Source organism: Curtobacterium sp. 'Ferrero', assembly GCF_002412165.1.
Lineage (GTDB): Bacteria > Actinomycetota > Actinomycetes > Actinomycetales > Microbacteriaceae > Curtobacterium.
Map to the genome: position 1 here is coordinate 83307 of NZ_NXIA01000010.1, position 17040 is coordinate 100346.

The 17040-nt window shown below is 72.1% G+C and carries 17 protein-coding genes; 12 read left to right on the forward strand and 5 right to left on the reverse strand.

All coding sequences use genetic code 11. The features are described from left to right. Window positions 1–72: 72 nt before the first annotated feature. From Csp2054_RS10440 to Csp2054_RS10470, 7 genes are all read left to right on the forward strand, one after another. A complete protein-coding gene (locus Csp2054_RS10440) occupies window positions 73–1341 on the forward strand; it encodes an extracellular solute-binding protein (protein WP_096899253.1) in 1269 nt (422 codons plus the stop codon). Window positions 1342–1346: 5 nt separating this feature from the next. After that, window positions 1347–2387: a carbohydrate ABC transporter permease gene (locus tag Csp2054_RS10445; protein ID WP_255252695.1), complete on the forward strand. Its 1041-nt coding sequence runs from the start codon at window positions 1347–1349 to the stop codon at window positions 2385–2387. Next, window positions 2384–3298 carry a carbohydrate ABC transporter permease gene (locus Csp2054_RS10450; RefSeq protein WP_096899254.1) on the forward strand — a complete coding sequence of 305 codons (915 nt, stop codon included), beginning with the start codon at window positions 2384–2386 and terminating at the stop codon, window positions 3296–3298. The genes Csp2054_RS10445 and Csp2054_RS10450 overlap by 4 nt, the downstream gene beginning before the upstream one ends. After that, window positions 3295–5226 carry an amylo-alpha-1,6-glucosidase gene (locus Csp2054_RS10455; RefSeq protein ID WP_141399225.1) on the forward strand — a complete coding sequence of 644 codons (1932 nt, stop codon included), beginning with the start codon at window positions 3295–3297 and terminating at the stop codon, window positions 5224–5226. Before Csp2054_RS10450 ends, Csp2054_RS10455 begins: the two co-directional genes overlap by 4 nt. 69 nt (window positions 5227–5295) lie before the next feature. Then, window positions 5296–5937 (forward strand): MBL fold metallo-hydrolase, encoded by a 642-nt coding sequence (locus tag Csp2054_RS10460; protein WP_096899255.1) that lies wholly within the window; start codon window positions 5296–5298, stop codon window positions 5935–5937. A gap of 62 nt (window positions 5938–5999) precedes the next feature. Beyond that, window positions 6000–6677 carry an HAD family hydrolase gene (locus tag Csp2054_RS10465; protein WP_096899256.1) on the forward strand — a complete coding sequence of 226 codons (678 nt, stop codon included), beginning with the start codon at window positions 6000–6002 and terminating at the stop codon, window positions 6675–6677. Between the two features lie 96 nt (window positions 6678–6773). Then, on the forward strand, window positions 6774–7256 hold the full coding sequence (locus Csp2054_RS10470; RefSeq protein ID WP_255252696.1) for a GNAT family N-acetyltransferase: 483 nt from the start codon (window positions 6774–6776) through the stop codon (window positions 7254–7256). 260 nt (window positions 7257–7516) lie between these two features. On the opposite strand, the gene Csp2054_RS10475 is transcribed toward Csp2054_RS10470, so the two are convergent. Continuing rightward, a complete protein-coding gene (locus tag Csp2054_RS10475; RefSeq protein ID WP_255252697.1) occupies window positions 7517–8503 on the reverse strand; it encodes a LacI family DNA-binding transcriptional regulator in 987 nt (328 codons plus the stop codon). 242 nt (window positions 8504–8745) lie between these two features. Between Csp2054_RS10475 and Csp2054_RS10480 the strand changes: the two genes are divergently transcribed. The 4 genes from Csp2054_RS10480 to Csp2054_RS10495 are packed head-to-tail and all read left to right on the forward strand — an operon-like array spanning window position 8746 to window position 12960. Then, a complete protein-coding gene (locus Csp2054_RS10480; protein WP_411897152.1) occupies window positions 8746–9705 on the forward strand; it encodes a nucleoside hydrolase in 960 nt (319 codons plus the stop codon). Between the two features lie 6 nt (window positions 9706–9711). Beyond that, the gene (locus Csp2054_RS10485) at window positions 9712–11139 is read left to right on the forward strand and encodes an MFS transporter (RefSeq protein WP_096899257.1); all 1428 of its coding nucleotides are present in this window, start codon (window positions 9712–9714) and stop codon (window positions 11137–11139) included. Continuing rightward, window positions 11136–11993 carry a ribokinase gene (locus Csp2054_RS10490; protein WP_096899258.1) on the forward strand — a complete coding sequence of 286 codons (858 nt, stop codon included), beginning with the start codon at window positions 11136–11138 and terminating at the stop codon, window positions 11991–11993. Before Csp2054_RS10485 ends, Csp2054_RS10490 begins: the two co-directional genes overlap by 4 nt. A 31-nt stretch (window positions 11994–12024) precedes the next feature. After that, a complete protein-coding gene (locus Csp2054_RS10495; RefSeq protein ID WP_096899259.1) occupies window positions 12025–12960 on the forward strand; it encodes a Ppx/GppA phosphatase family protein in 936 nt (311 codons plus the stop codon). A 4-nt stretch (window positions 12961–12964) separates the two neighbouring features. On the opposite strand, the gene Csp2054_RS10500 is transcribed toward Csp2054_RS10495, so the two are convergent. Continuing rightward, window positions 12965–13585: an antibiotic biosynthesis monooxygenase gene (locus Csp2054_RS10500; RefSeq protein ID WP_096899260.1), complete on the reverse strand. Its 621-nt coding sequence runs from the start codon at window positions 13583–13585 to the stop codon at window positions 12965–12967. A 95-nt stretch (window positions 13586–13680) separates the two neighbouring features. On the opposite strand from Csp2054_RS10500, the gene Csp2054_RS10505 reads away from it, so the two are divergent. Further along, a complete protein-coding gene (locus Csp2054_RS10505; protein WP_096899261.1) occupies window positions 13681–14166 on the forward strand; it encodes a DUF6328 family protein in 486 nt (161 codons plus the stop codon). On the opposite strand, the gene Csp2054_RS10510 is transcribed toward Csp2054_RS10505, so the two are convergent. From Csp2054_RS10510 to Csp2054_RS10520, 3 genes are read right to left on the reverse strand one after another with little or no spacing between them, the layout of a single operon-like run. Beyond that, entirely contained in the window at window positions 14163–14741 is a 579-nt protein-coding gene (locus Csp2054_RS10510) for a pyridoxal 5'-phosphate synthase (RefSeq protein WP_096899262.1), read from the reverse strand. The two genes, Csp2054_RS10505 and Csp2054_RS10510, sit on opposite strands and share 4 nt — an antisense overlap. Further along, window positions 14738–15565: a creatininase family protein gene (locus Csp2054_RS10515; protein WP_096899263.1), complete on the reverse strand. Its 828-nt coding sequence runs from the start codon at window positions 15563–15565 to the stop codon at window positions 14738–14740. Before Csp2054_RS10515 ends, Csp2054_RS10510 begins: the two co-directional genes overlap by 4 nt. Then, window positions 15562–16923, reverse strand: a complete 1362-nt coding sequence (locus tag Csp2054_RS10520) for an FAD-binding oxidoreductase (protein WP_096899264.1) — start codon at window positions 16921–16923, stop codon at window positions 15562–15564. The genes Csp2054_RS10515 and Csp2054_RS10520 overlap by 4 nt, the downstream gene beginning before the upstream one ends. Window positions 16924–17040: the final 117 nt, after the last annotated feature.

Sequence of the window (17040 nt, forward strand, 5' to 3'; positions counted from 1 at the left end):
GGGTGTATGGTCGACGCGTTTGATCGATCAAATTTGAACGATCAAGAGTCCACCTCGACGAGGAGTCACCCGATGCAACGACGCACAGCACGCAAGCTGGCCGCGGGAGCGATCGCGCTCACGGCCGCCCTCTCCCTCTCGGCCTGCGGGTCCGGGTTCTCCGGATCCGGCAGCGGTTCCGGTTCCGACTCCGCCAGCGGCGGACTCACGTCGAGCGACAAGGCGCTGAGCGTGCTCATCGGCTCCTCGGGCGACGCCGAGACCAGCGCCGTCAAGACCGCGGCCGCCGCGTGGTCGAAGTCGTCGGGCACCAAGGCGACGGTCCAGGCCGCGAACAACCTCGACCAGCAGCTCGCACAGGGCTTCGCCGCTGGCAAGCCCGCGGACGTCTTCTACGTCAGCACCTCGTCCCTCGCCGGGTACGCCTCGAACGGGTCGCTCCTGGCATACGGCGACCAACTCGAGGACAAGGGCGACTTCTACCCGACGCTGACGAAGTCGTTCACCCTCGACGACAAGCTGTACTGCGCGCCGAAGGACTTCTCGACCCTCGCGCTGTTCATCAACACGGCTGACTGGAAGGCCGCCGGTCTGACGGACGCCGACGTCCCGACCACCTGGGACCAGCTGGCGACCGTCGCGGGGAAGCTCACGCAGGACGGCCGGGTCGGTCTCGCGACGAGCCCCCAGGTCGAGCGTCTCGGTGCCTTCATGGCACAGGCCGGTGGCGCGCTCACGAACAGCGACCAGACGAAGGCGACCGTCGACTCGGCCGCCAACGTGCAGGCCCTCGACTACGTGAAGGGGCTGCTGCAGAAGGGTTCGATGAAGTTCTCGAGCGACCTCGGCGAGAGCTGGGGCGGGGACGCGTTCGGCAAGAACAAGGCGGCGATGACGATCGAGGGCAACTGGCTCACGGGCGCCATGCAGTCGAGCTACCCGAGCGTCGACTACAAGGTGGTCGCGCTGCCGGAGGGCCCGAAGGGCGCCGGCACGCTGCAGTTCACGAACTGCTGGGGCATCGCGAAGGACTCGCCCAACCAGAAGGCGGCGCTGTCGTTCGTCGAGAAGATGACCAGCACGGACCAGCAGCTCGCGTTCGCGAAGGCCTTCGGCGTGATGCCCAGCGTCGAGTCGGCGGCGAGCACCTGGAAGCAGGAGTACCCGCAGGACGCTGCGTTCCTCGACCAGGCCTCGTCCGCGCAGGGGCTCCCGACCAAGAGCGGGACGGCCGACGTGATCGCTGACCTCGACTCGAAGCTCGGCGCGCTCAAGACGACGGACGTGAAGGCCCTGCTCGAGGGCGTGCAGAAGAACATGACCGCCGCGCTGAAGGGCTGACGGACGTGTCCCGGAAGAACCGCGCGGAGGCCGTGTCCGGCTGGCTGTTCACCGCGCCCGTGGTGGTCGTGCTCGGCCTGTTCCTGCTCGTGCCGGTCGTCATGGCGGCGTGGGTGAGCGTCTCGGACTGGCGCGGGGTCGGCAGCCCGTTCTCGTCCGACGTGTCGTTCGTCGGTGCGCAGAACTACGCGAAGATCCTCGCCGGGGGCGGCCTCGACGAGCAGAACTTCGGCACCGCGCTGCGGAACAACCTCTGGTACGTCGTGTTCGTCGTGCCGCTGCAGACCGCCGTCGCGCTCGGCCTCGCCGTGTTGGTGAACGGTCGGGCACTGCGGGGCCGCGGGTTCTTCCGGACCGCGTTCTACTTCCCGTCCGTCACGAGCTCGGTGGCGATCACCGTCCTCTGGCTGTTCCTGTTCTCGTCGTCGGGCGCCGTGAACGCGATCATCGGCTGGATCGGCCTGAAGGGTCCGAACTGGTTCAACGAGCCGACCGGCATCTTCCAGCTCGGCGCCGGGAACCCCCCGGCGTTCCTCGCCGACCACACCATGCTCGGCATCTCGTGGTGGGAGTGGCTGTCCGGGCCGTCCGTCGCGATGACGGCGTTCATCCTCCTGGCCGTGTTCACCACGAGCGGCACCTTCATGCTCCTGTTCATCGCGGCCCTGCAGAACCTGTCGACCGAGGTGGACGAGGCCGCGATGATCGACGGCGCCGGTGCGTGGACGCGGTTCTGGCGGGTCACGCTGCCGCAGCTGCGACCGACCCTGTTCACCGTGCTGACGCTCGGGCTGATCGGGACCTGGCAGGTGTTCGACCAGATCTACACCGGCACGAAGGGCGCCCCGGCGAACACCACGCTCACCCCGGCGTACCTGTCGTACACATCGGCGTTCGGCAGTCAGCAGTGGGGCGTCGGGGCGGCGATCGCGTTCGTCCTGTTCGCGATCATCGTCGTCTTCACGCTGCTGCAGCGCTGGGCGCTCAAGGAGCGCCCCGTGTCGCGCCGTCGCATGCGCTGGATCGAGCAGGGAGGGTCACGATGACCGCCACGTCCACCCGGCCGGGAGGCACGGTGCCGGACCTCCGCGCCGCCACCGTCACGCAGGCACCCGGCCCGGGCCGGCGGCCACGCCGGCTCACCGGGCGCGGGATCGCCCTGCTGGTCGTCGGCGTCGTCATCGCCACGGTGTACCTGCTGCCGTTCTACGTCGCGATCGTGAACGCGTTCAAGACCGACCAGGACGCCTCGCTCCACCCGCTGGCGCTCCCGACGACCTGGACGGGCGCGGCGTTCCGGACGCTGTTCGAGAACTCGGACTTCGGGATCTGGACGATGAACTCGGTGATCGTCGCGGTGTTCGTGACGCTCGGCCGGATCTTCTTCGACTCGCTCGCCGGGTACGCCCTCGCCCGGCTCCACTTCCCCGGACGCCAGACCGTCTTCGCCCTCGTCATCGCCGTGATGGCGGTCCCCGGGGTCGTCCTGCTCATCCCGAAGTTCCTCGTTATCAACCAGCTCGGCATGTACGACTCGTACTCGGGCATGATCGTCCCGCTGCTCGTCGACGCCGCCGGCGTGTTCATCATGAAGAACTTCTTCGAGTCGATCCCGGTGAGCGTCGAGGAACAGGCCCGCATCGACGGCGCCGGAGTGTTCCGGACGTTCTGGTCGATCGTGCTGCCGATGGCGCGGCCGGCCGTCGTCACGATCACGATCCTGTCGTTCCAGGGCTCGTGGAACGAGCTCGCGCACTTCATCGTCTCGACGTCGTCGCCGAACCTGACGACCCTCACCAAGGGTGTCGCGTCGCTCGCGTCCGGAGCGCTCAGTGCCGGCAACCAGTACCCGATCAAGCTCGCCGCCGCGTTCGTCATGACGATCCCGGTCGCGATCGCGTTCTTCGTCTTCCAGAAGCGCATCATGAACTCCAGCGAAGGGGCGGTCAAGGAATGACCACCACGTCCACCAGCACACCCACCACGAACGCCGAGGCGCCCGCGATGCCCCTGCAACCGCTGCTCCACGACGAGGTCGTCGTCCTCGCCGCACCGACCCAGGCGTGGTCGGACCGGCACGGCACCGTCGGGACCAACCCGGTGCACGGCTACTGGACCGGCGACCAGCGCTTCGTGTCGGCCGTCGGTCTCAGCATCGCCGGCACCGACGTCGAGCACGTCGCGACCGCGCCGCAGAGCGCCGCCGAGGTCGTGTTCACCGGACTGCTCCGCGGCTTGGACGGTGCGGGCGCCGACCCGGACGTCCGACTCGACCGCCGCCGCACGGTGCGGACCGACGGCGTCCGGGAGTCCCTGCGGATCACCGACCGCCTCGCGACCGCACCGGTCGACACCGACGTGGTCGTCCAGGCCCGTCTGACACCCGATGCGAGCGGGATGGACGCCGTCAAGGCGGGAGGTGGGCACGCGCCGGTCGCGGCCGCCCGCGTACCCGGCGGCGGCGCCGACGACGCGGGACGGGCCTCCTGGACGGCCGGCTCCGTCGACGTGACCCTCACCGCACCCGGTGCCGAGGTCGCCCTGGACGACGGCGACGTCGTCCTGACCTGGCGTGTCCCGCGCGCCCGCGTCGTCGAGGTCGGCTGGGACTGCGCCGTCGTCGCACCGGACGCCGTCGTGACGGGCGCGACCACGCCGCGGACGTTCGCCGCCCCGACGGACGTCGAGGACGACCGTCTGCGCCGCTGGCTCGACCGCGCGACGGACGACCTCGACGCGCTCCGCCTCCGGCGACCGGAGGGGGAGTTCCTCGCCGCCGGTGCCCCCTGGTTCTTCACCCTGTTCGGCCGCGACTCGATCTGGGCCGCCCGCTTCCTGCTCGCGGTCGACACCGCACTCGCTGCCGACACGCTCCGGGTGCTCGCCGCCGTGCAGGGCACCCGTGTCGACCCGGCCACCGCCGAGCAGCCGGGCAAGATCATGCACGAGCTGCGCCAGGCCGCGCTCGCGATCGACAACGACGAGCTGTCGCTGCCGCCGCTCTACTACGGCACCGTCGACGCCACGCCGCTCTGGGTGTGCCTGTTGCACGACGCCTGGCGCGCCGGGATGCCGGACGCCGAGGTCGAGGCGCTCCTGCCCGCCCTCGAGCGAGCCCTGGCCTGGATGCGCGACCACGGTGACGCCGACGGCGACGGACTGCTCGAGTACGTCGACGAGACCGGTCGCGGGCTCGCCAACCAGGGGTGGAAGGACTCCGGGGACAGCGTGCAGTGGCGGGACGGCACCCTCGCCGACGGCCCGATCGCGCTGTGCGAGGTGCAGGGGTACGCGCACGAGGCGGCCGTGCACGGAGCGGACCTGCTCGACGCCTTCGGCCGGGCAGGCGGGGACGAGTGGCGTGCCTGGGCCGACCGTCTGGCCGAGCGGTTCCGGGCGGCGTTCTGGGTGTCCGACGAGGTCGGCCCCTACCCGGCCATCGCGCTCGACGCCGAGAAGCGTCCGGTCGACTCGGCCACGAGCAACATCGGGCACCTGCTCGGCACCGGCATCCTCTCGGCCGACGAGGAGGCGACCGTCGCGGCACGCGTGGTGGCCCCGGACATGGCCAGCGGGTTCGGGCTCCGGACCCTGTCGACCACCGCCGCCGGCTACTGGCCGCTGAGCTACCACGGCGGGTCCGTCTGGACGCACGACACGGCCGTCGTCGTGACCGGACTCCAGCGCTCGGGGCACGTCGCCGAGGCCCGGGAGCTCGCCGAGCAGCTGCTCACCGCCGCGGTCGCGTTCGACTTCCGGATGCCGGAGCTGCACGCGGGAGACGCGGCCGCGGAGGTCAGTCGGCCGGCGCCGTACCCGGCGGCGTGCCGACCGCAGGCGTGGAGTGCGGCAGCGGCGTTCCCGGTGTGGGCGGCGCTGCGGTGACGGACGCCAGGCCCGTGGCGGCGCCGCCACGGGCCTCCCGTCCGGTGCGCCGGGGGTAGCGTTCGGCACATGGAGCTCACGAAGTACAACCACGCCACGGTCGTCCTCGAACGGGACGGTGCCACGCTCGTCATCGACCCCGGCGCGTTCACGCCCCAGGCTGCCGACCTTGTCCGTGCCGCGACGGGCGTCCTGATCACGCACGAGCACTTCGACCACTTCGACGCCGACGCGGTGCGCAGCGGGCTCGAGGCGAACGCGGAACTCGTCGTCCGGGCGCCGCAGGCCGTCGTCGACCAGCTCGGCGCACACGACGGACGCGTCGTCGCGGTGCAGGCCGGCGACACGTTCGCGGTCGGACCGTTCTCGGTGCGGGTCTTCGGCGAGCAGCACGCCGTGATCCACCGCGACATCCCGACGATCGCGAACGTGGGCTACCTCGTCGACGACGCGGTCTTCCACCCCGGCGACGCGTACCTCGTCCCCGGCGTCCCGGTGCAGACCCTCCTGCTGCCGACGAGCGGCCCGTGGACCCACACGGCCGAAGCGGTCGACTACGTGCGCGAGGTCGCGCCGGAACGAGCCGTGCAGATCCACGAGGCGATGCTCAGCGAGATGGGCCAGCAGTCCGCGGCGCGCTTCCTCGGTCCGGACGGGCTCGGGCCGGTGCCGGTGACGATCCTGCCCGCGGGGGAGTCGATCACGGTCTGACACCCGTCCACGTCGGGCCAGGCTGGGAGCCCGGTCCGGCGTGCCCGGCCAGGGTGGGCGACATGGCCGACCCGCGCACCGCAGTCCTCTTCGACATCGACGGCACGCTCGTCGACTCCAACTACGCACACATCGACGCCTGGTGGCGGGCGTTCACGGCGATCGGTGAGTCCGTGGACGCGTGGCGGATCCACCGGGCGATCGGGATGGACTCGTCGAAGCTGCTCGAGACCCTCCTGCCGGAAGCGTCCGACGAAACCCGCGGTGCGGCGAAGCAGTACCACTCGGCCTACTACGCCGAACACCAGCCGCGGCTCCGACTCCTGCCGGGAGCACGCGACCTCCTGGCGGCCGTCGCCCGGGACGGCCACGCGGTGGTCCTGGCGACGAGTGCTCCGGAGACCGAGCTGGTGCGGCTGCGCGAGCTGCTGGACGCCGAGGAGTGGCTCACCGCCGTGACCAGCGCCGAGGACGTCGACCAGGCGAAGCCGGACCCGGGCATCATCGCGGTCGCGCTGGACCGTGCCGGGGTCGAGGCGTCGTCCGCGGTCATGATCGGCGACGCGATGTGGGACGTCGAGTCCGCCGGACGGGTCGGGGTGACGAGCATCGGCGTGATGACCGGGGGCGTGGGCGGGGATGAACTCCGCGGCGCGGGGGCTGCGGCGGTGTACGACGACGCGGCCGCGGTGCTGGCGGCGTTGCGTGCGGTCGAGGGCCCGATCGCGGCGCTGCGCTGAGCGTCGTCCGGTCGTCCAGTCGTCCGGTCCTCCGGTCGTCCGGTCGTGCTGATCGACGTCCCGCGGCGGCACGGCAGCGTGCGAAGATCGTTCTTCGTGATCACGATCGAACGCGTCGCCTGGGACGATCCGCGGGGAGTTGCCCTCCGCGCCACGATGGACGAGGAGATGCACGAGCGGTACGGCCCGTCGAACGCCGCCGAGGACCCCGCCGTCACCGCCGAGCGGAACCGGGTGCTGACGGTGGACCCGGCCGAGGTCGTCACGTCGCTCCTCGCGATCGACGAGGACGGCACGCCGCTCGGGCACATCGCGGTCCGCCGGCTCGGTGACGAGATCGAGTTGAAGCGCCTCATCGTGCTCGCCGCAGCGCGCGGCAAGGGTGCGGCGACGGCGCTGCTGGCGGAGGGCGAGCAGGTCGCGCGTGAGCAGGGGGCGCACCGGCTCATCCTGCAGACGGGCGACAAGCAGCCCGAGGCGGTCGCGCTCTACCGGAAGACCGGCTGGGAGCAGATCCCGGTGTACACGCCGTACGCCGAGACGATGCCCTGGTCGTTCTGCTTCGCGAAGACGCTGTAGGCGCGGGAGGCTGTCGGCGAGCGCTGTCGCCGTCGCCGGCGGCGGGCGTTGTCGCCGTCGCCGTCGCCATTGCTTCCGCGAAAGCGACAGTCCACCGCCGCGGTCGCACCGCACACTGTCGCCCTCGCGCAAAGGTCCTCGTGGTCGCGCAGCACGATGTCGCTCTCGCACACCGCTCCCGTGCCGGTGCTCCCGTCCCGTGCCGGTGCTCCCGTCCCGCGCCGGTGCTCCCGTCCCGCGCCGCTGCACGGGCCGCGTGCTCAGCCGGTCGTGCTCGCGCGTGCCACCAACCGGGTCGGCAGGGCCGGCACCTCGGCAGCGGTGCCGTCGAGCGTCGCGAGCAGCCGGAGTGCCGCCGCTCGACCGAGGTCGGCTCCCGGCAGGGCGACGCTCGTCAGTGCCGGAGCGGTGACCGACGACGAGGGCAGGTCGTCGAAACCGGCGACGGCCAGCTGCCCGGGGATCGCGACACCGTTCGCCGCCGCCGCACGGAGCACGCCGTAGGCCAGCGTGTCCGCTGCCGCCACCACCGCGGTGACGCCGTCCTCGAGCCAGGCGTCGAGGGTCGCCGCCGCCACCTGGGCCGCCGCGTCCACGGTGAGGTCCGCCCGGGCGTCGACGGGTGACACCGCGACGTCGGCCGCCCGCGCAGCGTCGTGCAGCAGCTCGCGGCGCACCGCGAACGTGGCGGCACGGGAGGTGCCGTCGAGGTAACCGATCCGCCGGTGCCCGAGGCCGGCCAGGTGCGCGACCAGCTCCTGGACGCCGGGGGAGAGGTCGTAGTTCACGGCGTCGGGTCCGCCGGGGGCGTCGAGCTGCACGACGGGGACGCTCGCGACGAGGTCCTCGCCCGAGGCCGGGGCGTCGACGAGGATCCCGGCCGGCCGCAGCCGCTCGAACCGTCGGACGTCGGCGGTCGCGGGCTGCTGGCCGCGTTCGGTGACCGAGAGCACGAGCTGGAACCGGTCGCCGACGGTGTCCCGCACGCCGCGGATGACCTCGGCGAAGAACGGGTTCGACAGGTCGGGCGCGATGAGCACGACCAGGTCCCCGCTGCCCCGGGCCAGCGAGCTCGCGGCGTGGTCCACCACGTAGCCGAGCTCGTCGACGGCCGCCCGCACCCGTTCCGCGATCGGCGCCGAGACCCGCCCGCGGTCCTTCCCGTTCACGACGAGGGACACGGTGGCGATGCTCGTCCCCGCACGGTCGGCGACCATCGCAGCGGTCACACGGGGGGAGGAGGGCACCGTGTGATCGTACCGAGCGCGACGTCTCGACTTGACGTCAAGCGCTTGACGTGTTCTGATGTCAAACGCTTGACGTGCCGCGGGAGCTGATTCCTCCGCCGCGGACCCCACCGCGTCGAGCCCCGACTTCCGTCCGTGTGACGGTGACGATCCCCGACGAAGTGGAGCCCCGCGTGTCCGACCAACACGAACCCCGCAAGATCATCCTCGACTGCGACCCCGGGCACGACGACGCCGTCGCGATGCTGCTCGCCCACGGGAACCCCGACATCGAGCTGCTCGCCGTGACCACCGTCGTCGGCAACCAGACGCTCCCGAAGGTCACCCGCAACGCCCTCGCCGTCGCCCGGATCGCCGGCATCACGGGCGTGCCGTTCGCCGCCGGTTCCCCCCGTCCGCTGCTGCGGGAGATCGAGGTGGCCGAGGACATCCACGGCGAGAGCGGCCTCGACGGCCCGATGCTGCCCGAGCCGTCGTTCGGCCTCGACGAGCGGCACGCGGTCGACCTCATCATCGACACCGTCATGGCGCACGAGCCCGGCACGGTCACGCTCGTCCCGACCGCCGGCCTGACGAACATCGCCCTGGCCGCCCGCAAGGAGCCGCGGATCGTCGAGCGCGTCAAGGAGGTCGTCCTCATGGGCGGCGGCGTGCACGTCGGCAACTGGAGCCCCGTCGCCGAGTTCAACATCGTGATCGACCCCGAGGCCGCCGACATCGTCTTCAGCGCCGGGTGGGACGTCGTCATGGTCGGCCTCGACCTCACGCACCAGGCGCTCGCCACCCCGGAGGTCGCCGCGCGCATCGCCGCCGTCGGCACCGGGCCCGCCGCCTTCGTGGGCGAGCTGCTCGACTTCTTCGGCAAGGCCTACGAGCACGCGCAGGGCTTCGACGCACCCCCGGTGCACGACCCGTGCGCCGTCGCGTACGTCATCGACCCGACGATCGTCCGCACCGTGAAGGTGCCGATCACGGTCGAGACGAAGGGCGAGCACACCCTCGGCATGACCGTCGCCGACTTCCGGGCACCCGCGCCGGAGGACTGCCGCACGAGTGCCGCCCTCGAGCTCGACCACGGCCGGTTCTGGGACCTCGTCGTCGACGCCCTCGAGCGCATCGGCGAGACGCCGGACACCGGCTGGACGCCCCGTGCCGCCGAACCCGCCGCCGTCCCCGACACCACCGTCACCCCGGAGCACTGACCCACCATGACCACCACCTCGACGACGACGTCGACCACCACGAAGCGGTCCGTCGCGGCCCTCACCGCCGCCCTGCTCGCTGCGTGCGTCGCGTTCCAGCTGAACGCGAGCATGCTCAGCCCCGCCCTCGTCACGATGGCACGCGAGCTCCGCACCGACGACGCCACGATCGGCCTCTCGCAGACGCTGTTCTTCACCCTCGCGGCGCTGTTCTCGCTGTTCCTGCCCCGCCTGTCCGACATCGTCGGTCGCAAGCGCGTCCTGCTCGGCATGCTCGTCGTCATGCTCGTGGGCAGCGTCGTCGCCGCGCTCGCCGTCAACGTCCCGATGCTGTTCGTCGGCCGCATGGTCCAGGGCGTCACCGGTCCTGTCGTCCCGATCGGCCTGCTCATCCTCCGCAACGAGATCGCCGACCCGAAGCGGTACGGCGCCGCGCTCGGCCTGCTCACCGCGGTCAACGGCGGCATCGCGGGCGTCGACGCGCTCGCCGGCGGCTGGATCGCGACCCACTTCGGGTTCCGCGGCATCTTCTGGGTGATCGCGGTCGTCACCGTCGTCGCCGCCCTCATGGTGGCCGCGTGGGGCGTCGAGTCGAAGCCGTCCGCCGGCACGCGCATGGACTGGTGGGGCGTCCTCCCGCTCGTCGTCAGCGTCGGGGCGCTCCTCACGGCGTTCAACGAGGCGGGCAAGCTCGCCGCGGCGAACTGGGCCCTCGTCGTGGGCGGGGTCGTCGTCGCGCTCGTCGCGTTCGGGGTCTTCTGGGCCGTCGAGTCGCGGGTGCGCGAGCCGCTCGTCGAGACCCGCTTCCTCAAGCGCCGCGGGACCTGGGCGCTCCTCGTCACGACCCTGCTGACGATGACGGGTGTCTTCGCGGTGGTCAACGGACTGGTCACGTCGCTCGCGCAGAACACCGAGGTGGGCTTCGGGATGGAGGCCGACCTCGCCTCGCTCGCGTTCCTCACGCCGTACGCGCTGGTCGGCTGGATCGTCGGACCGTTCGCCGGTCGGCTCGCGCCCACGCTCGGCTACCGGGCGGTGCTGCGCGTCGGCCTCGTCGGGAGCATCGTCGCGACGTTCGTGATGGCGTTCGTCGGCGTGCACTCGCTGCCCGTGCTCGTCGCCGCGACCGTGCTCATCGGCATCACCTACGCCGGCATCGCGAACATCATCCTCAACGGGCTCGGCATCGTGCTGTCGCCGGAGTCGAACCCCGGGTTCCTGCCGGGCCTCAACGCGGGTGCGTTCAACCTCGGTGCCGGCATCAGCTTCGCCGTCCTCCCGGCTCTGCAGATCGCGCTCGGCACCGGCGGGTCCGCGGGCACCGCCGGCTACTCCGGTGGGATGCTGCTCGGGGCCGTCATCACCTGCGCGGCCCTCGCCACGTCCTTCCTCATCCCGCGCCCGGCCTCGGCCGAGACAGGAGCCGCCGCATGACCGGCATCGTCGTCGTGGGCAGCCTCAACGCGGACCTGGTGGTCCGCACGGAGCGCTTCCCGAAGCCCGGGGAGACCCTGCAGGGGTCCGACCTCGCGATCCTGCCGGGTGGTAAGTCCGCCAACCAGGCGGTGGCAGCCGGGAGGCTCGGGGGCACGGTGCGCATGATCGGTGCGGTCGGCGACGACGGGAACGGTGCGCTGCTCCGCGACTCCGTCGCGGCGGCCGGTGTCGACACGACACACGTCGCGGTCCGGCAGGGAACGGCGACCGGCACGGCCGTCATCACGGTCGACGCCGCGGGCGAGAACACGATCGTGATCTCTGCCGGTGCGAACGGCACGCTGGCACCGGAGGACGTGCCGTCGGACGTGTTCGCCGACGCCGCCGTGCTCGGCCTGTGCCTCGAGGTGTCGATCGACGTCGTCCTCGCCGCCGCCCGCGCCGCGCACGCCGCCGGGGTCACGGTCCTCACGAACCTGTCGCCGTTCGGTGCCGTCCCGCAGGAGCTCCTCGACCTGACCGACGTCCTCCTCGTCAACGAGCACGAGGCGGCCGAGCTCGGCGACCACGGCGTCGCCCGGTCGATCGTGACCCGCGGTGGTGCGGGCTGCACCGTGCACGACGGCGACGCGGAGCCGGTGTCGGTCGACGCCGTCCGCGTGGACCCGGTCGACACCACGGGCTGCGGTGACGCGTTCATGGGCGCGGTGGCACTGCGGCTCGCCGCCGGCGCCCCGCTCGTCGATGCCGCCCGCTTCGCCGTCGGGGTCGGGGCGTACGCCGCGACCAAGCCGGGCGCGCAGGCGTCCTACCCGACCACGGCGGAGCTGGAGGCGTTCCTGCGGGCGTGAGTCGGGCCTCCCGGCCGCTAGCGTTGGTGCCATGCGCGTCGGAGTCCTCGACATCGGTTCCAACACCGGCCACCTGCTCGTGGTGGACGCCCACGGCGGTGCCGCGCCGCTGCCGGCGTCCTCGTTCAAGCAACCGCTGCGCCTCGCCGAACACCTCGACGCGTCCGGCGCCGTGACGCAGGACGGCATCGACGCACTCACCGCCTTCGTCGCGGACGCCGTGCGCGTCGCCGAGGAACGCGGCTGCGAGGACATGCTCGCGTTCGCCACGTCGGCCGTCCGCGACGCCGTGAACTCCGACGCGGTGCTCGCACACGTCGAGGCGCGGACGGGCGTCGAGCTCGCCGTCCTCTCCGGCGGCGACGAGGCGCGCCTGACCTTCCTCGCCGTCCGGCGCTGGTTCGGGTGGTCCGCCGGCCGCCTGGCGGTCTTCGACATCGGCGGCGGCTCGCTCGAGATCGCCGGCGGCGCGGACGAGGCACCCGACGTCGCCTGGTCGATGCCGATCGGGGCCGCGCGACTGGCCCGGTCGTTCTTCGCCGCGGGCACCCCCACCGACGACGACGTCCGCCGGCTCCGGCACGAGATCCGCGTCGAGATCGCGCGGGACGCGGGGCTGCTGCTGCGTGCCGGACGTCCGGACCGGGCCGTCGCGACCTCGAAGACGTTCCGGTCGATCGCCCGGATCTGCGGTGCGGCGCCGTCGGCCGCGGGGCCGCTCGTCGCCCGGTCGCTCGACGGTGCCGAACTCCGGCGGCAGCTCCCCGCGCTGCTCGGCATGACCGTCGACGAGCTGGCGACGCTGCCCGGGGTCTCGCCCAGTCGGGCGCACCAGGTGGTCCCCGGAGCCCTCGTCGCCGAGGCCTGCCTCGACATCTTCGACCTGCCGGCGCTCGAGATCTGCCCGTGGGCGCTCCGCGAGGGGGTCATCCTGGAGCGGCTGGACCAGCTTTCCGTCCTCGGCTGAAGAATCAGCCGGTCGGCTGTCCGACCTTCCGTGGCGGGGCGAGGAGCCACGGCCGGATCAGCCCCGTCACGAACGGCAGCACCCAGAACGTCATGATCGGCGTGAGCACCAGGGTCGTCAGGAGCACCCGCGGCAGCACGGGGAGGTGCCCGAACGCCGGGACGAGCCAGCCGACCAGGTACGTGAACGCGAGGTTGACCGGGAAGAACCCGAGCCAGATGCTCACCGCCTGCTTCCACCGCGGCGGGGCGCTCGACGACGGGGCGTCCTGCGGGGCGTCGAACCAGCCCTCGATCCCGGTGCGCCGCTCGACACGGGACTCGACGACGAGGTCCCGGCCGAGGTCGAGCCACCGCAGCCGGTCGTCGGAGTTCTCCCACGTGGCGAGCTGCTCATGGTCGGCGAAACGGTAGAGCATGTGCCACTCGCGGCTCGTCGCGTGCGAGCGGACCCAACCGGATCCGAGGAACCCGGGGTACCGGTTCGCGAGGTTGACACCGGACTGCACCCAGCGGGTGGCCTCCGGGATACGGTCGGGTTCGACCAGACGGGTGATGGACACGGTGACGGGCGGGCCTGCACTCACGGATGACGAGGCGAGGCTCCCTGGCTCTTGTGGAGTCATGCTCCCAGTCTCGCTGACGTGTGTTTCGGGTTCGTGACGTCGCCGGGCGAACAGCGGCGCAGTCGGAACGTCCGCGCGACCAGTACGGTCACCTCATGAGCGAGTTGGAGCGGGGCCGGAACGAGACCCCGACCGAGCGGTGGGACCGGAACTGGACCGACATCCAGCAGGAGCTGCGCATCGTGCAGACCGGGACGCAGATCCTCGCCGGGTTCCTGCTCACGCTGCCGTTCCAGCAGCGGTTCTCGTCGCTCAGCGTGCGGCAGGAGACCATCTACCTCACGCTGGTCGTGCTCGCCGTCGTCGTGACCGTGGTCGCCCTCGCCGTCGTGGCCACCCACCGGCTCGTGTTCAAGCAGCGGCAGAAGCACGACCTCGTGCGGGCCGGCAACGTCCTCCTGCTCGTGACGCTCTTCGCCGCGGCGCTCCTGTTCGCCGGCACGGTGTGGTTCGTGTTCGACGTGGTGCTCGGAGGCGTGGGCGGCGTCATCGCGGGCATCGCGGTGTTCGTCGGCACGGGGACGCTCTGGACGGCGCTGCCCACGGTGCTGCGACGGACCTCGCGGGACACCGAGGACTAACCGGCCCGGCTCGTCACCGACCAGCCCCCGTCCGCGCGCCGCTCGTGGACGACCCGGTTGCTCGGGGCGTCGGTCGCTCCCCGCCAGGACGACACCCGGACGGGATCGATCGCGAAACCCGCCCACCCCGGTGGTGGTTCCAACGGCAGGCCGGCGTGCTCCCGTTCGAAGTCGGCCCAACGGGTCCGCCGCTCGTCCGCGCCCAGTGCGGCGAGGTCGTGGTCGTTCAGCCACGCGAGGACCTGCAGGTACCGGGACCGATCGCGGTAGGCGGTGCGTGCCTCGGCACCGGACACCCGGGTGACGTCGCCCGTCACGACCAGCTGCCGAGCGGCTTCCGGCCACAGCAGGGTGACGGTGGCCCGGGGCGTCGCGGTGAGTTCGGCGACCTTGCGGCTGTCGGCGTCGGTGTGGAAGTGCAGTCGCCGTCCGTCGAACCGCGAGAGCAGGACGGTGCGGGCGGCGGGGTACCCGTCGAGACCGATCGTGGAGAGCGTCATGACGGGTGTGTCGCCCGAGGACGGGTCCGGCAGCCACTCCGCGAGCGTCGCGAACGGCTCCGCGGGCACGGTCACCGCGTGACCGAGGCCGGAGCAGTCACCGTGCCGACTGCTGGCCGACGCACTGCCGGGTCGAAGCGCGCGATCTCGTGCAAGGACGCGACGGCCTCGTCGAGCGAGACGTCCCACAGCGCGCGGCCGTAGTCGACGGTCGCGCGGCTCGCATCCCCGACCACCCCGGGGGTCCCGAAGTCGTTCGACAGCCACCCGAACGAGACCGGACCGCCGTTGAACCGGATCCTCTCGAACTCCGCCAGGTGGTCGGGCACCCACCGCTCGGCCTTCGTCATGTCGACGAGGTCCGGGCGGAGGTGCAGGATCATCGACGTCTCCGCCGCGCCGCCGTGGATGCCGAGTCCGCGCTCGTCGGCGTCCTCACCGGACGGGCCGGGCGTGCGCGCCAGCGTCGGCATGAGGAACGTCTTCAGCCCGTACCGCTTCCGGATCTCACGGAGCGCGACCTGGAGCAGCGCGACGTTCCCGCCGTGCCCGTTCGCGAACACCAGGGATCCGGCGCCCATCAGCGCGACGGCCCGCCCGACCTGGACGACGGTGTCGAACATCGTCGACTCGTCGAGCCACACGGTGCCGGGCGCCCAGCTGTGCTCGTCGGACTTCGTGAACGCCAGGGTGGGGAGCCGCCAGACGTCGAGACCCTCCTCCGCGGCCCGGTCGACCGCGGCACCACCGATGTGGTCGGCGAGCAGGAAGTCCGTGATGAGCGGGAGGTGCGGGCCGTGGTGCTCGACCGCGCCGGTCGGCTGCACGACGATCGTGTCCGACGTCACCCGTCTGGTGACCTCCGGCCCGGACAGTTCGGTCAGGAGCCGGGCGCTCACTTGCCGAACCCCGGGACGACGGGCTGCGCCGACGCGGTCGAACCGCCGCTGAGGACGAGCGAGGGGTCGATGACGTGCCCCGGGTTGAGCAGCCCCTGCGGGTCGGTCTGCTGCTTCAGTGCGACGAGCTCCTCGACGCCGTGGTCGACGTAGTACTGGTGCGGACTGTGCACCCGGACGCCGAGGTCGCGGAGCAGCGGGTAGCCGGCGTAGACGTCCTCGGCACCGGTGTAGGGCGCGGTGAGCATGCCGATGGGGCCCACGTGCGCGGCCTCGATGTGGAGCATCGCGCCCGGGTAGACGGCCTCGACCTCGGCGATGCGGTCGATGAGCGCCTCGCCGCCGACCTCGACGTGGAACCACTCGGTGTCGGGGGTGTTCCGCTTGAGCCACCAGATCGGGTGGTTGTACGAGAGCATCGACACCCTGGTGGTCTGCTGCAGTCCCTCGCGGACGTCGAGCACCGTGCCGCCGGCGGCCTCGATGAGCTCGATCGACTCGTCGAGCACGGCCGCGTCGACGATCCCGCGGAGACTCGCCAGCGTCGGGTCGATCCCGGCGTCCTTCGGCAGTTTCGCGGCGACCTCGGCGCGGTCGGCGCTGACGAGTCGCGGCGCGGGGGTGGTGTCGCGCAGCGTCCGGACGGCGGTGAGGGCGCGTTCGAACGTGGGGAAGGTGGCGTAGACCGCACGCCAGTCCTGCAGCGGCTCGAGGCGGACGGTCGCACGGGCGATGACGCCGGCGGTGCCGTACGTGTGCACGAACGGCTGCGCCTCGTCGCCCTCCACGTGCACGAGCTCGGACTCGCCGGGCAGTGCGATGTCGAGCGCGGTGACGAAGCCCTCCCAGTTCGACCCGTGGGAGATCGACCCGGTCCCGCCGGACCCGCCGGAGAGGAACCCGCCGATGGTCGACTGCGCCGTGGACGGGTACATCCACAGCTGCTGCCCCTCGGCGGCGGCCGCCTGCTCGAGCGCGACCATGGTCGCGCCGGCCTCGGCGGTGATCCAGCCGTCACCGACCTCGACGACCGCCCTGGCGCGGCTGGTGTCGAGCACGAGACCGCCGTGGAGCGGGATGCCCTGCCCGTAGTTGCCGGTCCCCTTGCCCCGCGTGGTCACCGGGACACCGAGGCGGACGGCGGCCTGCAGGGTCGCCGCGATCGCGTCGGCGCTCGACGGTGACGCGACGAGGTCGGCGAGACCGAGGGGCAGTTGCTCGCTGAGGATCGGGCTCATGGTCGCCTCGTCGACGGAGGCGCGCTCACGGGTCTTCTGGTCGGCGCTGACGCCGCGCTCGCCGAGCAGGGCGACGAGCTCGGTCCGCAGCGCCTCGAGGGCGGCGGGGGATGCGGGCATGGTGACTCCTGGGAGGTGGGAAGGGCCGGAGGCGGGGGGAGTGCGGACTGGGCCCACGACGCCGGTTCCGGGGCGACGCGCCTGCGGCGTCCCGGCCGTGCCGGTGGGGGGAGGCGC

Bases quoted from the DNA above. Each gene is read 5' to 3' on its own strand.
- Csp2054_RS10440 (WP_096899253.1), top strand. From the start codon at position 73: ATGCAACGACGCACAGCACGCAAGCTGGCCGCGGGAGCGATCGCGCTC.
- Csp2054_RS10450 (WP_096899254.1), top strand. From the start codon at position 2,384: ATGACCGCCACGTCCACCCGGCCGGGAGGCACGGTGCCGGACCTCCGC.
- Csp2054_RS10455 (WP_141399225.1), top strand. From the start codon at position 3,295: ATGACCACCACGTCCACCAGCACACCCACCACGAACGCCGAGGCGCCC.
- Csp2054_RS10460 (WP_096899255.1), top strand. From the start codon at position 5,296: ATGGAGCTCACGAAGTACAACCACGCCACGGTCGTCCTCGAACGGGAC.
- Csp2054_RS10465 (WP_096899256.1), top strand. From the start codon at position 6,000: ATGGCCGACCCGCGCACCGCAGTCCTCTTCGACATCGACGGCACGCTC.
- Csp2054_RS10480 (WP_411897152.1), top strand. From the start codon at position 8,746: ATGCTGCTCGCCCACGGGAACCCCGACATCGAGCTGCTCGCCGTGACC.
- Csp2054_RS10485 (WP_096899257.1), top strand. From the start codon at position 9,712: ATGACCACCACCTCGACGACGACGTCGACCACCACGAAGCGGTCCGTC.
- Csp2054_RS10490 (WP_096899258.1), top strand. From the start codon at position 11,136: ATGACCGGCATCGTCGTCGTGGGCAGCCTCAACGCGGACCTGGTGGTC.
- Csp2054_RS10495 (WP_096899259.1), top strand. From the start codon at position 12,025: ATGCGCGTCGGAGTCCTCGACATCGGTTCCAACACCGGCCACCTGCTC.
- Csp2054_RS10500 (WP_096899260.1), bottom strand. From the start codon at position 13,585: ATGACTCCACAAGAGCCAGGGAGCCTCGCCTCGTCATCCGTGAGTGCA.
- Csp2054_RS10505 (WP_096899261.1), top strand. From the start codon at position 13,681: ATGAGCGAGTTGGAGCGGGGCCGGAACGAGACCCCGACCGAGCGGTGG.
- Csp2054_RS10520 (WP_096899264.1), bottom strand. From the start codon at position 16,923: ATGCCCGCATCCCCCGCCGCCCTCGAGGCGCTGCGGACCGAGCTCGTC.